17 protein-coding genes are annotated in these 22,423 nt (G+C 61.0%); 14 read left to right on the top strand and 3 right to left on the bottom strand.

Annotated elements, in window-relative coordinates:
* The first annotated feature begins 175 nt into the window (after positions 1-175).
* The 13 genes from Q9Q94_RS00085 (at position 176) to pgeF (ending at position 10,042) form a co-directional block, all read left to right on the top strand.
* Positions 176-997, top strand: a complete 822-nt coding sequence (locus tag Q9Q94_RS00085; RefSeq protein ID WP_371929803.1) for an ABC transporter ATP-binding protein — start codon at positions 176-178, stop codon at positions 995-997.
* Positions 963-1,781: a lipid asymmetry maintenance ABC transporter permease subunit MlaE gene (mlaE, locus tag Q9Q94_RS00080; protein WP_305977978.1), complete on the top strand. Its 819-nt coding sequence runs from the start codon at positions 963-965 to the stop codon at positions 1,779-1,781. The genes Q9Q94_RS00085 and mlaE overlap by 35 nt, the downstream gene beginning before the upstream one ends.
* Position 1,782: 1 nt before the next feature.
* Positions 1,783-2,256, top strand: a complete 474-nt coding sequence (gene mlaD / locus Q9Q94_RS00075; protein ID WP_305977977.1) for an outer membrane lipid asymmetry maintenance protein MlaD — start codon at positions 1,783-1,785, stop codon at positions 2,254-2,256.
* Positions 2,257-2,272: 16 nt separating this feature from the next.
* Positions 2,273-3,085, top strand: a complete 813-nt coding sequence (locus tag Q9Q94_RS00070; protein ID WP_305977976.1) for a VacJ family lipoprotein — start codon at positions 2,273-2,275, stop codon at positions 3,083-3,085.
* 20 nt (positions 3,086-3,105) lie between these two features.
* Positions 3,106-3,714, top strand: coding sequence for a phospholipid-binding protein MlaC (locus tag Q9Q94_RS00065; protein WP_305977975.1), 609 nt, complete (start codon positions 3,106-3,108; stop codon positions 3,712-3,714).
* A gap of 21 nt (positions 3,715-3,735) precedes the next feature.
* The gene (locus Q9Q94_RS00060; protein WP_305977974.1) at positions 3,736-4,044 is read left to right on the top strand and encodes a lipid asymmetry maintenance protein MlaB; all 309 of its coding nucleotides are present in this window, start codon (positions 3,736-3,738) and stop codon (positions 4,042-4,044) included.
* Positions 4,040-4,951, top strand: coding sequence for an ABC transporter ATP-binding protein (locus tag Q9Q94_RS00055; RefSeq protein WP_305979456.1), 912 nt, complete (start codon positions 4,040-4,042; stop codon positions 4,949-4,951). Before Q9Q94_RS00060 ends, Q9Q94_RS00055 begins: the two co-directional genes overlap by 5 nt.
* The gene (locus Q9Q94_RS00050; RefSeq protein ID WP_305977973.1) at positions 4,948-5,706 is read left to right on the top strand and encodes an ABC transporter permease; all 759 of its coding nucleotides are present in this window, start codon (positions 4,948-4,950) and stop codon (positions 5,704-5,706) included. Before Q9Q94_RS00055 ends, Q9Q94_RS00050 begins: the two co-directional genes overlap by 4 nt.
* 2 nt (positions 5,707-5,708) lie before the next feature.
* Positions 5,709-5,960, top strand: coding sequence for a BolA family protein (locus Q9Q94_RS00045; RefSeq protein WP_305977972.1), 252 nt, complete (start codon positions 5,709-5,711; stop codon positions 5,958-5,960).
* Positions 5,961-5,970: 10 nt separating this feature from the next.
* On the top strand, positions 5,971-7,221 hold the full coding sequence (gene murA, locus Q9Q94_RS00040) for a UDP-N-acetylglucosamine 1-carboxyvinyltransferase (protein ID WP_305977971.1): 1,251 nt from the start codon (positions 5,971-5,973) through the stop codon (positions 7,219-7,221).
* Positions 7,222-7,232: 11 nt separating this feature from the next.
* Entirely contained in the window at positions 7,233-7,886 is a 654-nt protein-coding gene (gene hisG / locus Q9Q94_RS00035; RefSeq protein WP_371929802.1) for an ATP phosphoribosyltransferase, read from the top strand.
* Positions 7,883-9,187 carry a histidinol dehydrogenase gene (gene hisD, locus Q9Q94_RS00030; protein WP_305977969.1) on the top strand — a complete coding sequence of 435 codons (1,305 nt, stop codon included), beginning with the start codon at positions 7,883-7,885 and terminating at the stop codon, positions 9,185-9,187. The genes hisG and hisD overlap by 4 nt, the downstream gene beginning before the upstream one ends.
* A gap of 117 nt (positions 9,188-9,304) precedes the next feature.
* Entirely contained in the window at positions 9,305-10,042 is a 738-nt protein-coding gene (gene pgeF, locus Q9Q94_RS00025; RefSeq protein WP_305977968.1) for a peptidoglycan editing factor PgeF, read from the top strand.
* A gap of 69 nt (positions 10,043-10,111) precedes the next feature.
* Here pgeF and Q9Q94_RS00020 read toward each other — a convergent pair whose 3' ends face one another.
* Positions 10,112-10,705, bottom strand: a complete 594-nt coding sequence (locus tag Q9Q94_RS00020; RefSeq protein ID WP_305977967.1) for a PleD family two-component system response regulator — start codon at positions 10,703-10,705, stop codon at positions 10,112-10,114.
* Between the two features lie 69 nt (positions 10,706-10,774).
* The gene (locus tag Q9Q94_RS00015; RefSeq protein ID WP_305977966.1) at positions 10,775-15,910 is read right to left on the bottom strand and encodes an alpha-2-macroglobulin; all 5,136 of its coding nucleotides are present in this window, start codon (positions 15,908-15,910) and stop codon (positions 10,775-10,777) included.
* A gap of 264 nt (positions 15,911-16,174) precedes the next feature.
* On the opposite strand from Q9Q94_RS00015, the gene Q9Q94_RS00010 reads away from it, so the two are divergent.
* Positions 16,175-17,155, top strand: coding sequence for a phospholipase A (locus Q9Q94_RS00010; protein ID WP_305977965.1), 981 nt, complete (start codon positions 16,175-16,177; stop codon positions 17,153-17,155).
* A gap of 225 nt (positions 17,156-17,380) precedes the next feature.
* On the opposite strand, the gene Q9Q94_RS00005 is transcribed toward Q9Q94_RS00010, so the two are convergent.
* A partial coding sequence (locus Q9Q94_RS00005) for a VCBS domain-containing protein (protein ID WP_305977964.1) occupies positions 17,381-22,423 on the bottom strand: 5,043 nt, incomplete at its 5' end.

Here is a 22,423-nt window from a genome sequence, read left to right as displayed (position 1 = left end):
CGCTGGGGTCAAATTTGGTCAAAGGGATTTACATACATGCACGAATGTATGTATATTTTGATTCACAGCAGGCCTCGTCAGGCCGCCGCACGCGCGACGTGCCCGTCATTGACGTAGTGATGGCATGCTAAAATCCGCCTCCAATCAAGTGGTGTTTGCCGGAATAAGAAAAATCTTGAATACCCCAAGCAATGTCTCTTCCCTGGTGGATTTGCGCGATCTGCGCTTCGGCTATGGTGCGACAGATGTCCTGCACGGCGTGACCCTGAATGTGCCGCGGGGCAAGGTCGTGGCCATCATGGGTGGCTCGGGCTGTGGCAAGACGACCCTGATGCGCCTGATTGGTGGCCAGCTCAAGCCCAAGAGCGGGCTGCTCAAGGTGTGTGGCGAAAGTGTGCCAGAGCTTGATCGTACCGGGCTGTATGCCTTGCGCCGGCGCATGAGCATGCTGTTCCAGTTTGGCGCGCTGTTTACCGACATGTCGGTGTTCGACAACGTGGCTTTTCCGATGCGCGAACATACGGAGTTGCCGGAAGTCATCATCCGCGATCTGGTGTTGATGAAGTTGCATGCGGTTGGTTTGCGTGGTTCGGCGCAGTTGATGCCCAGCGAACTCTCCGGCGGCATGGCGCGGCGCGTGGCGCTGGCCCGGGCGATTGCTCTGGATCCTGAACTGATGCTGTTTGATGAGCCTTTCGCCGGCCTTGACCCGATCTCGCTTGGCGTGATCGGTCAGCTGATCCGCAAGCTCAACGACGCACTGGGGGCCAGCTCCATCGTGGTGACTCACGATGTGCAGGAATCCCTGAAGATCGTTGATTACATCTATTTCCTGTCCGAGGGCAAAGTCGTGGCCGAGGGCACGCCGGATGAAATCCGTGCTTCGCGTGACCCTTGGGTGCACCAGTTCGTGTGGGGCGAAACCGATGGCCCGGTGCCCTTCCAGGTGCCGGCGAACCCTTATGAAGAAGCTTTGCTGGGAGCTCAGGGTGCTTGACGGTCTGTTGTCCTTTTTCAGTTTCATCGGTTCCCGTACGATCAGTGCCGTATGGCGCTTGGGGTTTGCGGCGCGATTCTTCGGCATGCTGATTCTGCTGTCGGGCAGCAGTTTCCGGCGCATCAACCTGACCCTGCGCGAAATCTATTTTTCCGGGGTGATGTCGCTGATCATCATTCTGGTCTCCGGCCTGTTCGTCGGCATGGTGCTGGGCCTGCAGGGCTATGACACGCTGGCACGCTATGGTTCGGAGGAGGCGCTGGGCGTGCTGGTGGCTCTGTCACTGGTGCGCGAACTGGGCCCGGTGGTGGCCGGGCTGCTCTTTGCGAGCCGGGCCGGTTCGGCGATCACGGCTGAAATCGGCCTGATGAAGGCGACCGAGCAACTCGACGCGATGGACATGATGGCGGTGAATCCGATTGCCCGTGTGGTCGCGCCGCGTTTCTGGGGAGGGGTGATCTCGATGCCGCTGCTGGCTGCGCTGTTCTCGGCCATGGGCGTGCTGGGCGGCTATCTGGTTGGAGTGGTGATGATTGGCACCGACTCGGGCAGTTTCTGGGGCCAGATGCAGGCTTCGGTGGATTTTCAGCGCGACATTCTCAATGGCGTGATCAAGAGCATGGTGTTCGGGATCGCCGTGTCCTGGGTTGCGGTATTTGAAGGTTATGACTCCGATGCGACCGCCGAAGGTGTGTCGCGTGCCACCACACGAACCGTGGTGACTTCTTCTCTGGCCATTCTCGGGCTGGATTTCATTTTGACCTCGCTCATGTTCAGGGGCTGATATGCGTCGCACAACCATTGATATCTGGGTTGGTATTTTTGTGGTGATCGGGGTTCTGGCCCTGCTTTTCCTGTCTCTGCGCGTGGGTAATCTCGGCAGCAGCAAGCTGCAGAGCCCTTATGTCCTTCAGGCTCGCTTCGATAATATCGGTGGTCTCAAGGTCCGTGCGCCGATCAAGAGCGCTGGCGTGGTGGTCGGGCGTATCGACTCGATTGCACTGGATTCGCAGAACTATCAGGCGCTGGTCACCATGAAAATGGACGACCGCTATCGCTTCCCCAAGGATACGTTTGCCACCATCAACACCTCCGGTCTGCTCGGTGAGCAATACATCGGTCTTGAGCCCGGCGGTGATCCGGAGAATATCGAGCCGGGTGGTGTCATCAAGAAGACCCAGTCAGCCGTTGTTCTGGAAAAGCTGATCAGTCAGTTCATGTTCAGCGCTGCCGAAAAAGGCAACGCTGGCGACAAGTAATACAGAGGATAGGTACGTGAAAATTCGTGAATCGGGTTTCCTGTTGCTGAGCTTGCTGCTGGTGCTGAGCGGTTGCGCTTCGACGGGCGGCAACCCGACAGATCCTTGGGAGGGCGTTAACCGCAAGGTTTTCGTCTTCAACGACAAGCTTGACACATATGCCCTCAAGCCTGTGGCGCAGGGCTATCAGGCCGTGACTCCCTTGCCGGCACGCACCAATATTTCCAACTTTTTCGGCAATGTCGAAGATGTGTGGATCGGCGTGAACAATCTGCTGCAAGGCAAACCCAAGGATGGCGCCAGTGATTTCGGCCGTTTTGCGGTGAATTCGACCATTGGCATTCTCGGTTTCTTTGATATTGCCAGCGAGATCGGACTGGAGAAGCACGACGAGGATTTCGGCCAGACTCTGGGCCGTTGGGGCGTGGGCGACGGTCCTTATATGGTGTTGCCGCTGTTCGGATCGAGCACGGTGCGTGACACCGGCGGCATGATCGTGGATCGCCTGACGTATAACCCGAATTCGCTGATCAAGCGCATCCCCGTGCGTAACGGGCTGACTGCAACCAAGGTGGTCAACCTGCGCGCCCAGTTGCTGGGTGCCGAGCGGGCGCTGGATGAGGCGGCTCTCGACAAATATGTATTCATGCGCAATTTTCACCTGCAGCGCCGTCGCAGTCTGATTTACGACGGTCGCCCGCCGCGCGAGGATGATTTCAGTGCCGCCCCGCTGGTGGAGCCACAAGGTCCGGGCATGCTCAGTCAACGCGGGCTGTTTGATCTGGTGCTGGTGGATGCCTCGTCACCGATGCCGGTCGACGGCGAATGAAACCTGAAAGAGGAGTTGCAATGTTCAAGTCCCTGTTGTGCGTGGTGTTGAGTGTGTTTGCGGTGCAGGCGATGGCGCAGGAAGCGCCGGACGTGCTGGCACGCAGCGTCATGACGGATGTGCTGGAGATCGTCAAGACCGACAAGGCCATTCAGGCGGGCGACCAGAAACGCATCATCGATCTGGTAGAAGCCAAGGTGGTCAAGCACTTCGACTTCCAGCACATGACTGCACTGGCGGTGGGGCGTGAATGGCGGAGTGCGTCGGCGGAGCAGAAAACCGCCTTGGCGGCCGAGTTCCAGACCCTGCTGGTGCGCAGCTATTCCAACGCGCTGGCGCAGTACAAGAACCAGACCATCGATTTCAAGCCCCTGCGCATGCAAGCGGCCGACACCGATGTGATCGTGCGTACCGAGATCAAGCAGCCCGGGGCCAAGCCGGTGGCGATCGATTACGACATGGAAAAGAAGGCCGATGGCTGGAAGGTTTACGACGTGATGGTGGCAGGCGTAAGCCTGGTGACCAATTACCGTGAAACCTTTTCGCAGGAAATCAAGGCCGGTGGCATTGATGGCTTGATCAAGAGCCTGCGCGAGAAGAACAAGCAGCTCGAAGCTGGCAAGAAGTAAGTATTTGACAGGCATTTCAGGATGATCAGCGAACGCGATGGCCAACTTTTCGTCAGTGGCACCATGAACCAGCAGACAGCCGCCGCGCTGCTGCTGGAGGGGGAGCCGTGGGTGAGTGCGGCGGATCGCGTCATCAATCTTGGGGGCATCGAGGCCGTGGACTCTTCTGCGCTGGCGGTCGTGCTGGGCTGGATGCGGGCGGCCCGCTCTGCCGGCAAGACGCTGCAGATTGCCGACGCTCCGACAGCCTTCGTCAGCCTGGCCAGCCTGTATGGGGTAACGCCTCTTCTCTTCCCTGAAGCCGGAAACGCAGCAAGTGCCGAGCATTGATACCCCCGCCATCCAGGTGCGCGGGGCGGTCAAGCAATTTGGCTCGCTGCAGGCTCTGGCTGGTGTAGACCTCGAAATCCGGCAGGGCGAATTCTTTGGTCTGCTGGGCCCCAACGGCGCCGGCAAGACCACGCTCATCTCCGGCCTGGCCGGCCTGCAGCGTCTGACCGCAGGCTCGATCCAAGTGATGGGTCACGACGTGATCGCCGATTACCGTGAGGCGCGTCGCGCCCTCGGGGTGGTGCCGCAAGAGCTGGTGTTTGACCCCTTCTTCTCGGTGCGCGAGCTGCTGCGCATCCAGTCCGGCTACTTCGGCATCCGCAAGAACGACGACTGGATCGACGAACTGCTCGCCAGCCTCGATCTGACCACCAAGGCTGATACCAACATGCGCCAGCTCTCCGGCGGCATGAAGCGCCGCGTGCTGGTGGCGCAGGCGCTGGTGCACAAGCCGCCGGTGATCGTGCTCGACGAGCCTACCGCCGGCGTCGATGTCGAGCTGCGCCAGACCCTGTGGGCCTTCATCCGCAAGCTCAACGAGGCGGGGCACACCATTGTGCTGACCACCCATTACCTTGAAGAGGCTGAAGAGTTGTGCGGGCGCATCGCCATGCTCAAGGCCGGTCGCGTCGTGGCGTTGGACTCCACGCCCAACCTATTGAGTCGCGTCAGCCACCATGCCCTGAAGCTGCGCGTAGCGGGCCTCTCCAGCCTGCCTGCCTCGCTCGCCGCGCGGGATGCGGTTCTTCAGGCAGGGGGGCTGGAGATTCCCTTCGCAAGCCACTCTCAGGTCGAAGGCCTCTTGGCTACGGTGCGTGAAGCGGGCGCTGAAATCCTTGAGGTCGAGATCGCCAAGCCCGATCTGGAGCAGGCTTTCATCGAGATCATGGAGGGAGAAGGCGCATGAGCACGGCGTTTCTGACCTTGCTGTACAAGGAAATGCTGCGTTTCTGGAAGGTCAGCTTCCAGACCGTAGCTGCGCCGGTGCTCAGTTCGGTGCTGTATCTGATGATTTTCGGCCACGTGCTGGAAGGGCGCCTGCAGCCCTTCGAGGGCGTGAGCTACACCAGCTTCCTGATCCCCGGACTGGTGATGATGAGCGTGCTGCAGAACGCGTTTGCCAACAGTTCCTCGTCGCTGATCCAGAGCAAGATCAACGGCAACATCATTTTCGTGCTGCTGCCGCCGATCTCGTATCGCGAGTTCTACGCCGCCTACGTGCTGGCTTCCATCGTGCGCGGGCTGGTCGTGGGTTTTGGCGTGTGGCTGGCCTCGCTGTTCTTCAGCTGGTCTGGCGTCGCCCATCCGCTGTGGGCGCTGGCCTTCGTGCTGATGGGGGCGGCAATCCTGGGTTCGCTGGGTCTGGTGGCCGGCATCTGGGCCGACAAGTTCGATCAGCTCGGGGCCTTCCAGAATTTCCTGATCATGCCGCTGACCATGCTCTCCGGCGTGTTCTATTCGATCAACTCGCTGCCGGTGTTCTGGCAGCAGGTGTCGCACATCAATCCGTTTTTCTTCATGATTGACGGCTTCCGCTATGGCATCTTCGGTCAGTCCGATGCCTCACCCTGGCTGAGTCTTGCCATCGTCGGCTGCGCCTGGCTGGCGCTGACCGTGTTGAGCCTGCAGATGCTGCGGCGCGGTTACAAATTGAGAGGTTGAAAATGTTTCAGGCCAGTGAAATCCAGCGTTTGATCGAGCAGGGGCTGCCTTGTGAGACGGTGATCATCGAAGGCGAGGATGGTGTGCATTTCTCCGGCATCGTCGTCAGTCCAGAATTTGAAGGCAAGCTGCGCGTGCGCCAGCATCAGGCCGTGTATGCCACGCTTGGCAGCCTGATGGGTAACGAGATTCACGCGCTGCAGCTCACCACCTATACCCCGGCCCAATGGGCCGAGTTCCAGAAAACCCTTTGATTGAGTCGTCATGGATAAGCTTTTGATTGCAGGCGGTGCCCGCCTGAGTGGTGAAGTCAGCATTTCCGGTGCCAAGAATGCGGCCTTGCCAATCCTGTGTGCCGCCTTGCTGACGGCCGAGCCGGTGACTTTCACCAATGTGCCGCAACTCAAGGATATCGCTACCTTGCTGCATCTGCTGGCCGACATGGGTGTGAAGGTTGAGCGCAATGCCGATACGGTGACGCTGCACGCGGCCGAGATCAGCAATCCGGTGGCGAGCTACGAGCTGGTGAAGACCATGCGCGCAGCCATCCTCGTGCTCGGCCCGCTGGTGGCGCGCTGCGGCGAAACCAAGGTAAGCCTGCCCGGCGGCTGCGCCATCGGCGCGCGCCCGGTGGATCAGCATATCAAGGGCTTGCAGGCGATGGGCGCGGAAGTGTCGGTCGAGCATGGTTACGTGCTGGCCAAGTCGCCGCGCCTGAAGGGCGTGCGTCTGTTTACCGACATGGTGACCGTGACCGGCACCGAGAACCTGATGATGGCGGCCTGTCTGGCCGAGGGCGTGACGGTGATCGAGAACGCCGCGCGTGAGCCGGAGGTGGTCGATCTGGCCAACTGCCTCGTCGCCATGGGTGCGCAGATCTCCGGTGCCGGTACCGACGTGATCCGCATCAAGGGCGTTGATCACCTGCACGGCACGACGCATCGCATCATGCCCGACCGGATCGAGACCGGAACCTATCTTTGCGCTGCGGCCGTGACGGGCGGTGACGTGCGTCTGGTGGATACCTCATCCGCCTATCTGGATGCAGTGATCGACAAGCTGATGGACGCCGGATGTGACATCGTTTCCGAGCGTCATGCCATTCACATTAAGGCGCCGGCGAAGCTGAAGGCGGTGAGCCTGCGCACATCGCCGTATCCTGCCTTCCCGACCGACATGCAGGCCCAGTTCATGGCGCTCAATTGTGTGGCCGAGGGTTCGGCGATCATCCGCGAAACCATTTTCGAAAACCGCTACATGCATGCGGTGGAGCTGCAGCGCCTGGGCGCGGACATCAAGATCGACGGCAACACCGCTTTCGTGACCGGCGTGGCCAAGCTGCAGGGCGCCACGGTGATGGCCACCGACCTGCGCGCGTCGGCCAGTCTGGTGATCGCCGGGCTGGTGGCGGAAGGCGAAACCATTGTGGATCGGATCTACCATCTGGATCGTGGTTACGAGAAGCTGGAAGAGAAACTCGCAGCACTGGGCGCCCGTGTGCGTCGCATGAACTGAGGATGGCGAGCGTGAGTACTTTCAACGGCATTACCCTGGCCCTGTCGAAAGGCCGCATCTTTGAAGAAACCATTCCGCTGCTGGCGGCTGCGGGGATCGAACCGGCCGAGAATCCGGAGTCCTCGCGCAAGCTGATCATCGACACCAATCGCCCGGAAGTGCGGCTGGTGATCGTGCGCGCCTCGGATACGCCGACCTATGTGCAATACGGTGCGGCCGACCTGGGCATTGCCGGTAAGGACACCCTGATCGAGCATGGCGGTGCCGGCCTGTATCAGCCGGTGGACCTGAACATTGCCAAGTGCCGGATGAGTGTGGCCGTGCGGGCTGATTTCGATTACAGCGCCGCCGTGCAGCGCGGTGCGCGCATCCGCGTGGCCTCGAAGTACATCAAGATCGCCCGCGAGCACTTTGCCGCCAAGGGCATGCACGTCGACCTGATCAAGCTCTACGGTTCGATGGAGCTGGCGCCGCTGGTTGGGCTGGCGGATGCGATTGTCGATCTGGTGTCGACTGGCGGTACGCTGCGCGCCAACAAGCTGGTGGAAGTAGAAGAAATCATGCAGATCAGCTCGCGCCTGATCGTGAATCAGGCCGCGTTGAAGATGAAACGCGAACTGCTGCAGCCCGTGATCGAGGCCTTCGCGGGGGCCGTGAAGCCATGAGCCAGGCCAATACCATTCGCTTCATGAATGCGGGCGCGCCGGACTTCGGTGAAGCGCTCAACGCGCTGCTGCGTTACGACACGAGTACTTCAAACGATGTGCAACAGGCCGTCATGGAGATCCTGCGTGAAGTGCGTACGCATGGCGATCAGGCCGTGGTGAGCTACACCAATCGTTTCGATCAGCTGGGCGTGGCGGATGTTTCCGCGCTGGAGCTTCCGAGAGCCGCGCTGCAAGCCGCTCTCGACGGCCTCCCTTCCGAAAGCCGCGCTGCACTTGAGTGTGCGGCCGATCGGGTGCGCAGCTATCATCAGCGCCAGGTGCTGGAGTCATGGAGCTTCACCGAAGCCAACGGCACGCGCTTGGGTCAGAAAGTCACTCCGCTGGATCGCGCAGGGCTATACGTGCCCGGGGGCAAGGCGAGCTACCCAAGCTCGGTGCTGATGAACGCGATTCCCGCCAAGGTGGCGGGTGTGAGCGAGCTGATCATGGTCACGCCGACGCCGTGGGGCGAACGTAACCCGCTGGTGCTGGCTGCTGCGGCAATTACCGGCGTGGATCGCGTGTTCACCATCGGCGGCGCGCAGGCCGTCGCCGCGCTGGCCTACGGCACGCAGACGATTCCGCAGGTCGACAAGATCGTCGGCCCCGGCAACGCCTATGTGGCCGAAGCCAAGCGCCGCGTGTTCGGCACGGTGGGTATCGACATGGTGGCCGGCCCATCCGAAGTGCTGATCATCTCGGACGGCACGGGCAATCCGGACTGGGTGGCGATGGATCTCTTTGCTCAGGCCGAGCACGACGAAATCGCCCAGTCCATCCTGTTGTGCACCAGCCAATCTTTCATTGATGCGGTGCTGGCTTCCATCATCAAGCTGCTGCCGGAGATGCAGCGCCGCGACATCATCGCCGCCTCGCTGGCCAACCGCGGCGCGCTGATCAAGGTGGCCGATCTGGATGAGGCCTGCGCGATTGCCAATCACATCGCGCCGGAACACCTTGAACTGGCCATCGAAGACGCCGGACCTTGGGCTGACAAAATCCGCCACGCAGGCGCGATCTTCGTCGGGCACTGCTCGGTCGAATCGTTGGGCGATTACTGTGCCGGGCCTAACCATGTGCTGCCGACCATGCGTAGCGCGCGTTTCTCCTCGCCGCTGGGGGTTTACGACTTCCAGAAACGCACCAGCATCATTCATATGTCGCCTCTCGGCGCCGCAGCACTGGCACCGGTGGCGGCCACGCTGGCTTATGGTGAAGGCCTGCAGGCGCACGCGCGCTCGGCTGAGTACCGCAAATAATGCAGGAGCGGCCTCTGGCCGCGATCCGTCTTGTGTGGGAGCGACGTCCTCGTCGCGAAAGACTGCTTCGCGACGAGGACGTCGCTCCCACAGACCCAATCACAGGGGATTGGTCTCATGCCCGATCTGCAACTCATCACCCCCGACTGGCCCGCGCCCAAGAATGTGCGGGCGATTTTCACGACCCGTCACGGCGGTGTCAGCACCGGCGCATATGCCGCGCTGAACCTCGCCAAGCATGTCGGTGATGATCTGGCGCTTGTGCTGAAGAATCGCGCCTTGCTCGCCGAACAGTTGCCGATGGAGCCCTTGTGGCTGGAGCAGGTGCATGGTGCGACGGTGGTCAACGCCGCGTGTACCTGCCCTGATGCGCAGGCCGATGCGGCCGTGGCGCGCATGCCTTACCGGATCTGCACGGTGATGACGGCGGACTGCCTGCCGGTGCTGTTCTGCGATACGCAGGGCACGGCTGTGGCAGCTACCCATGCAGGCTGGAAGGGTCTGGCCGCAGGTGTGCTGGAAAATTCAGTCAAAGCCATGCAGGCGCGAGCCGATACGCTCATGGCTTGGCTTGGCCCGGCCATTTCGCAGCCTGCTTTCGAGGTGGGTGAGGAAGTGCGCACAGCTTTCGTGGCGCATCTGCCCGAAGCCGAGGCAGCCTTCGTTTCCGGCAAGGCGCCGGGCAAATGGCAGGCGGATCTTTATCTGCTGGCGCGCCAGCGTCTGGCGGCCATTGGAGTGACCCAAGTGTATGGTGGAGATCGCTGCACCTTTACTGAGACGGCTGATTTCTTCTCGGCGCGGCGCGATGGCACACAGACCGGCCGACAGGCGTCACTGATCTGGCTGGAATGATTCCTCTCGCGTGAACGCAAAAGCGGGGCTCGTCGCCCCGCTTTGCACGGTCTGTTCGTCTGCCTGGTTTCAGGCGCTTTGTTGTTTGAAGTCGGCGCTGGCCGGGGCGGGCGAGGGAGCACCTGCCGGTGTTGGGGGCGGAGCGTCGTGATTCATCGGCATGCGGCGCGGGATCTGGTTTTCATCCAGTAGACGTTCGATGCGGGCGAAAATCTCGAAACGTGAGAAGGGCTTCTTCATGAAGTCATCCGCACCGATGCGGGTGCCGAAGAACTGTTCGGTTGCCTGCTCGTTGCCACTGATCATGATGATTGGAATGTCGCGGGTTTGCGGGTCGCGGCGCAGATGGCGCAGGGCGGCAAAACCATTCATGCCGGGTAGCACGATGTCCAGGAAAATCAGGTCTGGCCGCTCGGTGCGCGCCATTTCCACTCCGCGCTCGGCATCCATGGCTTCCAGCGTGACGTAACCGGCGGTACGCAGGATCTTGCGGAATACCGCGACGATAGTCGGAGAGTCGTCGATCACCAGTACGCGTGTTCCTTCGCGTGCATTCACGCGCGGTCGTGCGCGGCGTTCCAGTGGCAGTGGTGTGATGTCTGCTTCAATTGAAGCCGCATCATTTTTGCCGAGAATGGCGCGAAGTTGGTCAAGGATTCCCATTTCATTCTTCCTTCTGCAGAGAGACGGAAGGGCGTTCAAGAGTAAAAGCCCATTCCGTAATCATGGATTTTATTTTCCTGTGCCCTTGGGGTCTACAACCGTTATAGGCGACGGGAGGCTACCTACGCCGCGCAATTCCGGGCGGTACATGTCTTCTGCGAAACTGGCTGGCACTGTGAATGTGCCTGGCGTGACGACGCGCAGCATGTAGAACAGGGTCAGTTTTTGTGGCCCGAGCTTGGCTGCCACCACGAAACGGTCATCGCGGTACTCGCGGTGCTTGATGCGTTCGTCGCTCATGGCCTGACCGACATTGACGTTGCCAATCGTGAATTCGCCGGCTTGCGGACCTTGCGACAGGTTCAGGTTTTCGACTTCCAGCCCGGCCGGGATGTGGTCGACGATCATGCCGTCTTCAATGGCCTGCTTGGCCGTGGCGGTGACGCGGGCGATCAGCATGTCACCGACCTTCAGCGGCCCGCCGCGCCAGGCCGAACCATCAGTATTGAACCAGTCGCGCGAGAGTTCGATCACGTCGTTTTTCGGTACCGGCGGCTTGAGCGGGTAGCCGCTGGTTTCGATCTCGACGAAGAGCGGGATGCCGCTCTTGTTGTCGAGACTGACACCCTTGGCCAATGCTGCGACGCTGATGCTGCGGATCTCGCTACTGCGTGAAGTCAGGGTGGCAGCGGTTTCTCCCTGTTTAAGGATTGCCGTCCATTCTGCCTTGGCATCCCCCACGCCCTGCGCATTGGCAGCGAGGAACAGGCTCAGGCGCTCCTGTGTGGACAGCCATGAGCGATTGCCCAGCCCGTCGGCCAGTTCGAAAAGCAGATTTTCAACACGCGGATGCTTGACCTTGTACTGGGTCAGCAGGGCGTAGGACAAGGCCAGATCGCGTGTACGGCTGCCGTAGTCGCCCAGCCATTCGCCCCAGTAATAGCTGCCCTCGGGCTGGATACCGTAATGGCGGGTCATGGCGTCTTCCAGCGCCACCTTGGCGCGGGCCGAGTCTCCCATCATCTGCAGGGCCAGCGAGAGGTGCACCAGGGGAAGTGGCGATCTGGCGCGATTCCGGAACTGGTCATGGAGGATGCGCAACGTAGCCAGAGGCGCCTTCTGGTCGCGGGCGAGCATGAAGCCCAGGTAAGCCATCTCGGCAAAGCGCTGATGGCCGTTGCGCAGCAGATCGGCATCCTGATACTTGTAGCGGCCCTGCTCATCCGGCTTTAGCGTGGCGGGCACGCTGGGGAAGCTGTTGGGGGCGGTTTGCAGTGTGGCCAGCATCCATTCCTGTGAGCGCTTGACCATGGCATCCGGTACGTTGAAGCCCTGTGCGCGGGCATCCATCAGAAAACCGGTTACATACGGCGTCAGCCAGGTTTCGTAGGAGCCGCTTCCCCACAGCATGAAGCCGCCCTTGGCGCCCTGCATGCCGGCGATACGGCCGATGGCTCCTTCGATGAACTGGGCGCGTTGCTCACGCGTGCGCCCCTCGAAACCCATGGCCTTGGCGGCGGCCTCATCAATGTAGATGTGCGGATAGGCCGCACTGGTGGTCTGCTCCAGGCAGCCGTAGGGATAGTTGAGCAGCCCTTTGACGATGCTGTTCACATTCAGCGGCGGTTTATTGGAGACGGTGACCGACACCGTGCTGGAGGCCTTGAAGTACTTGTCAGCCAAGGTCGGATCAAGTTTAAAGCTGCCATCTGCTTCAATCTTTGCCCGGCGTACTTCACGGGCCAGCGGGATTGGCGGCTGTACCTGCAGGGCCGATTCGCGCACGATGCTGACCGGTTTGGCGCCGCTGCCCTTCACCTCCAGACGGATGCGTGCCAGACCATAGGCATCGGTCGGCTCGGCGGTGAAGCGCAGGGTACTGCGTTGCTTGTCCTTGAGCGATACGGTGCGCTCACCATCACGGATCTTCAGCGGATCTTCCGCTGAGAGCCGGATGCTGATTTCCTGCGGGCTTCCCGAGAGATTGGTCACGTCCAGCGCGATGGTGGCCTGATCGCCCGGCGCGATGAAACGTGGCATTGCCAGTTCCGCTACGATGGGGGCCGCGACGACCATTTCGCGATCTCCGGCGCCGTAGTTGTCCGGTGTCGAGGCGACAGCCATCAGACGCAGGGTGCCGTTGAAGTCCGGGATGTCCAGCGTGATTTCGGCTTCACCCTTGTCGTTCAGGGCGACCGGGCCAGAGAACAGGTCGACCAGTTTGACCTTCTTGGGCATGCTCTTGCTGTCGCGCATGCCGGCGTCGCCACCCCACTTGAGCTTGCCCTTGTCGCCTTCCATCTTCTCGATGAGCTTGCCATAGAGGTCGACCAGTTCCGGTGCGTAGCGATGCTTGCCGAAGAAGAAGTCAAACGGGTCGGGCGTCTTGAAACGGGTGATATTGAGAATGCCGACATCTACCGCCGAGAGAGTGACAATGGCCTGCTTGCCGGCGATGTTGTCGACTTTCACCTTCACCGTGGTTTTCTTCTCGGGCAGGACCTTGTCGGGTGCTGTGACCTGTACCTTCAGGCGACGATCCTCACGTTGCAGCGGCAGATGCACCAGGCCCAGCGCGCGTGCTGGAGTGACGCGGTCGCCCTGGCTGCCGGGACGGAACACCAGCGTCGAGATGTACATGTCGGCGCGGTTCCAGCTCTTGTCGACCGGGATCGTCACGCTGGTGCCGGACGTGGAAACGGAAATGCGCTTGGTCCACAGCACCTTGTCGGCTTCGACCACAACCAGCGCTTCACCGTCATGCGGTGGCACGATGTTGAGTTTGACGCTGTCACCCGGTTTGACCGGGGCCCCTTCGAGCTTGACCTGTACACGATCCGGGCGATTGCCGACACTCTCGGCATCCTGCGCGTTCCAGCCCGCGTAGAAGCGGTAACGCAGGGTCTGGCCGGTCTGCGCGTCGGCAATTTCGAGGCGGTAGCGCCCCCATCCCACGGGCAGGGCGAGCTTGCCACGTTGCTTCAGTGCCACCTTGCCGGACTGCACCAGTTCCTCGGTTTCCGTGAAGCCGGAATTCCAGCCTTTCTGATCATCAAAGCGCCAGTAGTACTGGCGGTCTTCACGATACAGGCGGAAGGCGGCCTCATTCAGTGGGGCAAGCTTGCCGTCCGTGCCGACACGGATCAGCTCGAAGCTGGCAGGGGCGTTTTCCCGTGCGACATGACTATCGAATTCGGGGCGCACGCCAATCAGCTGTGTAGCCGGCCACCACACGCGTTCGATGGAGCGCACTACCGGCCGGCCACCGGACTCGAGCAGGCTCAGGGCTGCACGAATGTTCAATGGGGAGCGCGCTCCCTTGGCGTCAAAGGGGATGGCGACGCTGGTTCGGCCCTGTTCATCGAGGGCGGTCTCCTCCATTTCGCTGCGTCCCTTGCGGCTGTCATCAGCGAAATCACCGAAGATGAAGCCCGGCCACTGGCTGGCCAGTGGATTGATTGCGCGCTCAACCGCCACGCTGCCAAGCAGGCGGTTGCCCGCCGCAGGCGAGCCGAACAGATAGTCTCCCTGAACCTTGACGCTGAACTCCGCCGTGCCGGTCAGCGGCCCCTTGTCGGTTTTCAAGTCCAGTTTCATGCGCTCGGGCAGGAACTCCTCGACCTGGAAGGTCCATACCGTGTCGGCCGCTTTTGCGGCAGGGTCGGCACGCAGTTCGATTGACCAGCGTCCGGTCTGGGCATCGGCGGGAAGGCTGATGGTGCGGCGCACGTAGCCAGGGATCTTGCTGTCGGCAGACCAGCTCATGGTGGCGACGTTCTTGCCGTCCGGGCGCTTGAGCATGGCCTGGATTGGTGCGGGGGGCAGCACGTGGCCGGCGGCATCGCGGGCCAGCAGGGAAACCTCAAACTTCTCGCCGGGGCGGTACAGATCGCGCCCGGAGTACAGGAAGAGCTTTGCATCGCGCGGCAGATGCCCGCCGATGTCGAATTCGGAAAGGTCCAGCGCTGGAGCCTGCAGGGCTACGATGGCCAGTTCCTTGCCACGCCGCGCCAGTAGCAGGTGGGCACTGTCCGCCACGCCGCTCAGCAGGGCATGGCCATCGCCGTCGAGCTTGCCCTTGGCGAGGCTCTTGGCATTGGCGTCGATGACCTCGATTTCGGCATCGCCGATTGCCTTGCCGCTGGTCAGGGAGGTGGCGAACACATCCATCTGCTGGCCATTGCGGTGAGCATGCAATCCGATGTCGGTCACGTAGAAGTAGGTGACCTGATAATCATTGCGGAAACGGCCCGGCTGGCTCATCACGGCGATGTAGATGCCCGGCTCCTGCAGTTCCTTGATGCTTTCCACCGGCAGATGCGTGACCTTGCGTGCATTCTGCTTGTCGCTGGTCAGGAAACGGCCGGCATAAACGCTGCTGGATAGCTCGCGCAGCTTGTCCAGCTGCCAGTTGTAGGTCTGGCCTTGCAGTTTCTTGTTGTCGCTGCCGTAGCAGTCGTAACAGTAGTCGCCTTCATATTCGCCCTCGCCATTGTTTTCGCTCTCCTCGTCGCTTGGCCTGGAACGGCTGCCAACGACGGTTTCGATGAAGCGGGGCAGTTGTGCCGGCTCCACGCGCAGGAACTGGACGTCTACCTCCGGCACGTTGACGGTCACTACCGGCAGGCCGCCGTTCTGCTTCGCTGGCAGGATGGTGCCCTTGCTGGCGAAGTAGTAGGACGGAGGCATCTCTTCGGTGGCCACCTGACAATCTCTGGCCTCGGCGAGCCTGGCGCCGCTGGCTGCCTTCAGGCTGTCGGCAACCTTGATGCGGTAATTGCGCTGGGGCTTTATGTAAGGGAAGACCAGCACGCGCGGGTTGTCGCCAATGACCCAGCTGCCCTGCACGATTTTGTCACCCGGCTGGGCGGCATTCTTGCCGGTATCAATCTTGCTGGTGGCGCTTTCTTCGCTGCTGTCCTTGCCACCATCAATGCGGCCCAGATCCACCACCTGCAGGATCTTGTCGAAGGACTGGCCGCGTTCAAGTGGTTCGGAGAACACAACGGCCAGCGCAGGTTGATCTTCAAACAGGCGGGGCTGGCATGCAGTGGCGGAAAAGGGGCCGTCAGCCTGAGCGATGACGGCATCGCCCCCTGCGCTCGAGGTGCTGGCATGATGGCTTTTCCACCACCAGCCACCTGCTGCGGCCAAGCCAATGACAGCTGCTGCGGCAGCGACGAGTATTTTCTTGCTTGCTGACATGACCAATCCCCGGTGCGGTCGAAGAAAACAGTGCCTGCCTGTTTTACCGACTTTTATCTCAATCCCGAAATTCTGCCAGTTCGTTACGTAATAATCGCGGGCCGGAAGGGCAGCGGCAGCAGGCCGGGACGGACGGTTCGGGCAGTGTGACATCCATCACGCTGTGGTTTGGGGTCGCAGCGGAGGCTGTCTGCACGGCAGCAGCAAGACGCTTCGCCAGGAGCGGGTGGATGGACCGGACATCGACTAGGAACAGGAGTGAACATGAAATATTGGCTGGGGCTTGGCTTGTTGCTGGTGACGAGCCTGGCGACTGCGGATGACACGAGGGAGCGGTGTTTGCTGGAACATCTGGCTACGTCCAGTGAGGCAACCACGGTGGGTGAGATCAAGGCGGCCTGTGCGGAGAAAGTGCCGGCGACTGCTCCGGCACAGCCACCTGCCGTCGTCACACGACGTCTGCAGGAGGAGGAAAGCGGCTATGGCAAGCGCTACGCACTGACTCCGCACCGGATCAATTACCTGCTGCCGCTCAGTTACGATCAGCGTCGGCCGAGCAGCGCCCCGTTCAGTCAGGATGTCGATGCGTCGGGCGACCATGCACAGAAAGTTGAAGCCAAGTTTCAGCTGAGCTTCAAGTTTCCCCTGCTGCTGGATGCCTTCGGTTCCGATGGAGACCTGATGGCGGGCTATACCCAGCGCTCGTTCTGGCAACTCTACAACGCTCCGGCCTCGAAGCCGTTTCGCGAGACCAATTACGAGCCGGAACTCTGGTATCAGTATCCCGTGAACAAATCCGTGCTGGGCTGGAATCTGGTGGGTGCCAGCGTCGGCCTGAATCATCAGTCGAATGGCCGTGGCCAGGAATTTTCACGCAGCTGGAACCGGGTGATGGGCGGGCTGGTGTTCGAACGCGGCGAGTATGCCGCGATGCTGCGTCCCTGGCTGCGCATCAAGGAGGACCCGGGCACCGACGACAACCCTGACATCAACCACTATATGGGGAATTTCGACCTTTCCATCGGCCGAAAATTTGGTCGCCACAGCCTGGATCTGCTCCTGCGCAACAACCTGCAGGGCCGTGACAACCGGGGGGCGATCCAGCTCGGCTGGAGTTTTCCGCTGCCGAATTCGCCACGCATGCGTGGGTACGTGCAGTGGTTCAACGGCTACGGGGAGAGCCTGATGGATTACAACATTCACCAGAATACGCTGGGCGTCGGCGTGCAGCTGGCAGACTGGTGATTGCGGGTCAGAGAATGCCTGCCTGAAGAGCCGCTTGTGGATTGAATCTTCAGCCATGCTTGCCTGAAAGCCATGCTGGGTGGGCGTTAACGGGACGTATGCCTGAAGATCAAGTCTGCATGCGGGTCTTCAAGGTCATGGTCTTTCAGTCTGTTTGTGTGAGTTGCTGTTCACGCCAGAAAAAAGCCCGGCACAAGGCCGGGTTTGAGAGAAGGGGCGTTAGCGTCAATCAACGATCAGACGGTTGTTTTTCAGCATGTCCTGAATGACTGCGTTGTCGTTGAGCAGGGTCGCCGCGCCGTCGTTGAGCAGGTTGACGCCTTGCAGCACGATGGTCTGATCTTCCCGGGTGGCGTCGTAGTTGCCGTTCGCAAAGCCGCCACTCGTGCTGACATGAACCACCGTGTTGCCGTTCGATACTTCGAAGTGCAGGTAGTTGCTGAGGTTGCCGGTGTCCAGCCCCAGATGACTTTCGCCGACGAGCAGATCGCGCAGATCCAGCGCATCGCCTTCCGCCTTGCTGAAGTCGGTGACCAGATCGGACGTGCCGGCGAGATTGACGCCGTCTGCCACGCCGTAGATGTTGCCGGCGCCTGCCAATGTGGTCCCGGCCGTAGCCGCCTGCGTGCCCAGCGACCAGGCGAATACGTCCGCGCCCAGATCGCCGCGCATCACGTCGCTGCCCGCGCCGCCGTCAATGCGATCGCTGCCGGCGCCGCCACGTAACGCATCGCTGGCGCTGCCCCCGATCAGATAATCGTCGCCGGCGCCACCATAGAACAGATGGCTGCCGCTGCCGGTTCCGATCAGCGCGTCGTTGCCGTCCCCGCCGTTGACCAGATCACCGTGCCCCTTGTTGCTTGCGTCGGCGACGTTCAGCAGACCGGTGCTGCTGGTCATGCCGGCATCGGCGGTGGTCATGAATGTGGATGCAGCCAGCTGAGCCTGTGTCGCGGTTGTGGCCGCGTCTCCGGAGCGAACCACGTCGTTGCCGGCACCGGCTTCGACATAATCATTGCCTGCCAGACTGTGGATCAGGTCCGCGCTGCTCGTGCCGGTGAGACTGTCTGCGCCGATGGTGCCGGTGATGGTATTGGCGGTGGTGTAGCTGTCAGTGCTGCCAATGATCGTCACGGTCAGTGTCGAACTGCTGCTCAGGCCTGTGGCATCGGTCACTGTGTAGCTGACCTGGTCGGTCAGGCTTTCGCCGCTGTTCAGCGAATTGACGCGGGCGTTGTCGTTGAGCAAGGAGTAGGTATAGCTGCCGTTGGCATTCAGATGGAAGTAGCCGTAGGCGCCAGCGACATCGACTCCTAGCAGGGCGGTCTGGTTGTTGACCGCGCTGAGGCTGATCGCGTCACCATCCGGATCGCTGTCGTTGGCCAGCACATTACCGCTGGCCAGGTAAGTCCCCGAGTCTTCGGTCAGGCTCGCGGTATCTGCAACGGCGGTCGGGGCATCCGCCACCCCCGCGACCGGAATGGTGATCGTGGTTGTATTGCTGGACGTGGCGTTGGTAGCAGTCTCCCGACTCGTCGCCACCAGGCTCAAAGCGTAATCGCCGGAGAAGTTCAGCGGTGGTTTGATCGTCAGCGTAGCCAGATTCCAGCTGGTGATGTCCACCGAGGTCGTGCCGGCGGTGGCTGTGAAGCTGTTCGTGCCATCCGACAGGACGCTCCCGACGAGAAGATTCTGGGCGACCACGCTGGCCAGCACTTCCGACCCATCGGAGTCAGCCAACGTGACGGTGATCGGCGACAGCTTGATGACGGTGTCTTCGACCGAAGTGTTGTTGACCGGATAGTAGCCGCCCGAACCGCTGACGGCGAAATAGTCGCCGTGCAGCGTGCCGCCCGCCGCTTCGAGCGAGGCGATCGAGCCGTAAATCTTGAAATTGCCGGCGGTGAGATCCTGCGCCGTGGCGCCGTCGACGCTCAGGTAAGGCTTGAATGCACCGACGCTGTCCCCGTTATAGACCGCCCAGTCAATGGTGTAGTAGCCGCTGACCGTCGGAGAGTAAGTGGAGGCAGTGATGTTGCCCCAGCTGTTGTAGGCCTTGGCCAGCACGACCGTGCCGCCGATGCTCAGCAAGGCCGTGTCGTCCTGATAGGAGCTGAAGGTGTAGGTGTGGCCTGCCTCCATGTAGATCAGGCCCGTTGTGCGATAGGCTCCATCGGTCGGAATGCCTGATGGAGAGCCGCTGCCCGCCGTGTAATTCTGGGGCGCCGTTGAAACAGTGCTCGAAGTTACGGTGGCACTATCGAGCCTGGTCAGCAAGCTCAGGACTTCTGTGGCCGTATCGACGTCTCCTGTCGAGACCGTGCTGACGTTGTTGTATTGGCGTACTGTCAGACCTTCGCTTGCTGGTGGCGTGGCAATCTGCACGGTGCCGTCGATCACCGATACGCCGCCGACCTTGATGATCGGGTCGTCGGCCACAGGCGTGATGTTGATGCTCATACTCACGTTCGTGCCATTGGTGGTGATTCCGTCCGTGCCCCGATAGTTGAAGGTCGCATAGTCCTTCAGCATGTTTCCAGTTCCGCTGTTTGCATACGCATCGCTGCCGGATTCATTGGTATCCGGCACGAAGCGGAAATAACCAGCATCGATAGTGCTCTTGGACACAGTGACAGGAGAACCGTCGCTCGCGGCGGTGATCGTGGTCCAGGTCACACCATCCGTGGACGTCTGAAGGAGCCCGTCCGTGGGTACGGATCGGATGCTGACGCCCAGAGCGGAACTCACTCCGTCGGCATCGTTGATGTTGAAGTTGCTCCAGCTGAAGACCAGTGCGGTGTCCTCCGTGCCTGTCACAACTCCCGCGGTCGCTGTTGGCGCAGCGTTGGCGCGGTCCACGGTGATGACCAGATTGGCTTGAGATTCCAGATTTCCTGAATCCCGTACGGTGTAGGTGAACGTGTCCTGAACGTTGGAACTGGGCCTTGATCCTGTCGTTGTATAGGTGTAATGCCCGTCCGAATAGATCGTCAAATTGCCGTAAGTGCCGGCAATTGTCGTGGAGCCTCCTGCGCTGATGGCCTGGGTCGTGGCTCCCTTGGTAATGGCCGAGACACGCTCGGTATCACCGTTATCCACATCAGTGTCGTTAGCCAGTACTCCCGTGGCGACTGTGGTAGCGACGGAGACATTGGTTGAACCGGTTCGGGTGACCAGGTTGACGTCTGGATTAGCAACCGGTGCGTCATTGGCCCCCTGAATGGTGACCGTCAAAGACACAGGAGCCGAAGTCGTGCCGGACGCATCCTTGGCGGTGTACGTGAAGGTGTCGGTCAGTGTGTTGCTGCTGGTGCGCAGGGCCTGAACCGTCGTGTTGGTGTTATCTACCGTGTAGGTGTACGTGCCGTCTGCATTCAGAACCAGTGAGCCATAAGCGCCTGTGAGCGCACTGCCGACAGAGCCGGTTGTACTGCCGTAGGCGACACTGGCGACCGCCTTGGCCTCGCCTGTGTCGATGATCAGGTCATTGGTGAGGACGTTGCCGCTCGGATTGGTCCCCGCAGTGCCATTGCCTGTGCCTCCAGCTTCGACAGCAATAGCCGTATCGGCAACCGCGACGGGGGCGTGATTCGTGTCGACATGAAGCGTGCTTGTGCTGGTGGATGTGCTGCCGGGATTGGCGGTTTCCGCGCTGGTGACCCTGGCTGTCAGGTCGAAAGCGGGCGTGCCACTGGCGACTGTCATGGTCAGACCAGACAATTGGGATTGCGTCAGGGTCCAGGAGCCATCTGCCTGCTTGGTGCCGGCGCTGAAGCTGACAGCCGAGGGCACGCCGGTCAGGGTGATGCTCGAAAGAGTTTCGCTGCCATCCGTGTCGGTCAGTGCGGAGCTGAGTTTCACCGAGTAGGTGTCGTAGCCGATAGACGTGCCGGAGGAGGTCGAGGTCTGGGTGTAGGCCGGCGTGCCGACGGCCAGCGAGAGGTTGGGCGCATCGGCGACCGGAGTGATGTCGATGGTCATCGTTCCGGTATTGCCGGTGCCGTTGCTGCTGGCACCGTCGACGGGCTGATAGGTGAAGCTGGCGTAGTCGGCCTGCTTGTTGCCCGTGCCGGTACCGCCATAAGCGTCGATGCCCGACTCGTTGCTGGCAGGGACGAAACGCAGATAGCCTGCGTCGATGTTGGACTTCAGGACGGTTTGCCCGGCGACGCTGATGGTGGTCCAGGTTACGCCGTTGGTGGAGTACTGCAGGGTTCCGTTGGCAGGTAGCGAAGTGATGACGATGGCCTGGGATGGGCCGCCGTCCACGTCAGTGATGTTGAAGTTGGCCCAGCTCAGGGTTTTCGCCGTATCTTCGCTGCTGGTCACAGAAGCACCTGTAGTGCTCGGTGCATCATTCACTCCGGTTACGGTGAAGCCCAGCGTGGTGGTCGATGTTGCACCAGAGGCGTCGCGAACCGTGTAGCTGAAGTTGTCGGTAGCGGTTACGCCGCTGCCAAGAGCTTCCGCGGCGGCAGTGTTGGCCGAATAACTGTACGAACCATTGGCGTTGAGCGTGAGGGTGCCGTAGGTGCCGGTGAGCGCCGACCCGACTGTGCCAGTTGTAGCGCCGAAGCTCACCGCCGAAACCGTCTTGCTGTCGCCGATGTCGACATCCGTGTCATTGGCTAGTACGCCGGTTGTCGCCGTTGCGGTGACGCTTGCGTTTTCATTCACCGGCACCGTATCGGCAAGCGCCGTCGGAGCATGGTTGACGTTGGTGATCGTACCGCCGCCAACGGCCGAGCCGCTGTTGGCCGTCGCGGTAAGCGTATAGCTTTCATTGCCCTCATGAATGAAGTCGGCAACAGTGGCTACACGTACCAGGAAGGAGGTCGCGCCTGCAGGAACCGACACCCCTGTGGAATAGGTGTTCCAGCTCGTACCGCCATTCGTGGAGTACTCGACCGTACTGGTGTCCGTGCCGACAGTGGCGGTGCCCGAAGTCAGGGCCAGTGTGGTTGTCGTAGTGGTGGTTGACGCATTGGACAGCGTGACAGTGAAAGTGTTGTAGCTACCTTCAGCCACTGAACCTGAGCTCACGGAAGAGACGACCGGAATGTCGTCGTCAATGATCGTGGTTGTGACCGAATTGCTGCTTGCTACGGCCAGATTTTCGAAGTAGCCACCGCTCGCAGAGGTGATCGAGACATTGAAGCTCTCGTTGCCCTCTCCAAGGCTGTCCTGAATAGCCGGGATGGAGAACGCCGCAGAGCTTGCGCCGGCCGGGATGGTGACGGTGGTGGTGCCGGTGAAATCCGTGCCATT

Origin of the sequence: Uliginosibacterium sp. 31-16 (assembly GCF_030730865.1) — a bacterium.
GTDB lineage: Bacteria > Pseudomonadota > Gammaproteobacteria > Burkholderiales > Rhodocyclaceae > Uliginosibacterium.
Note: the sequence above shows the minus strand (reverse complement) of the source record. Positions and strands in the feature narration are given on the sequence as shown.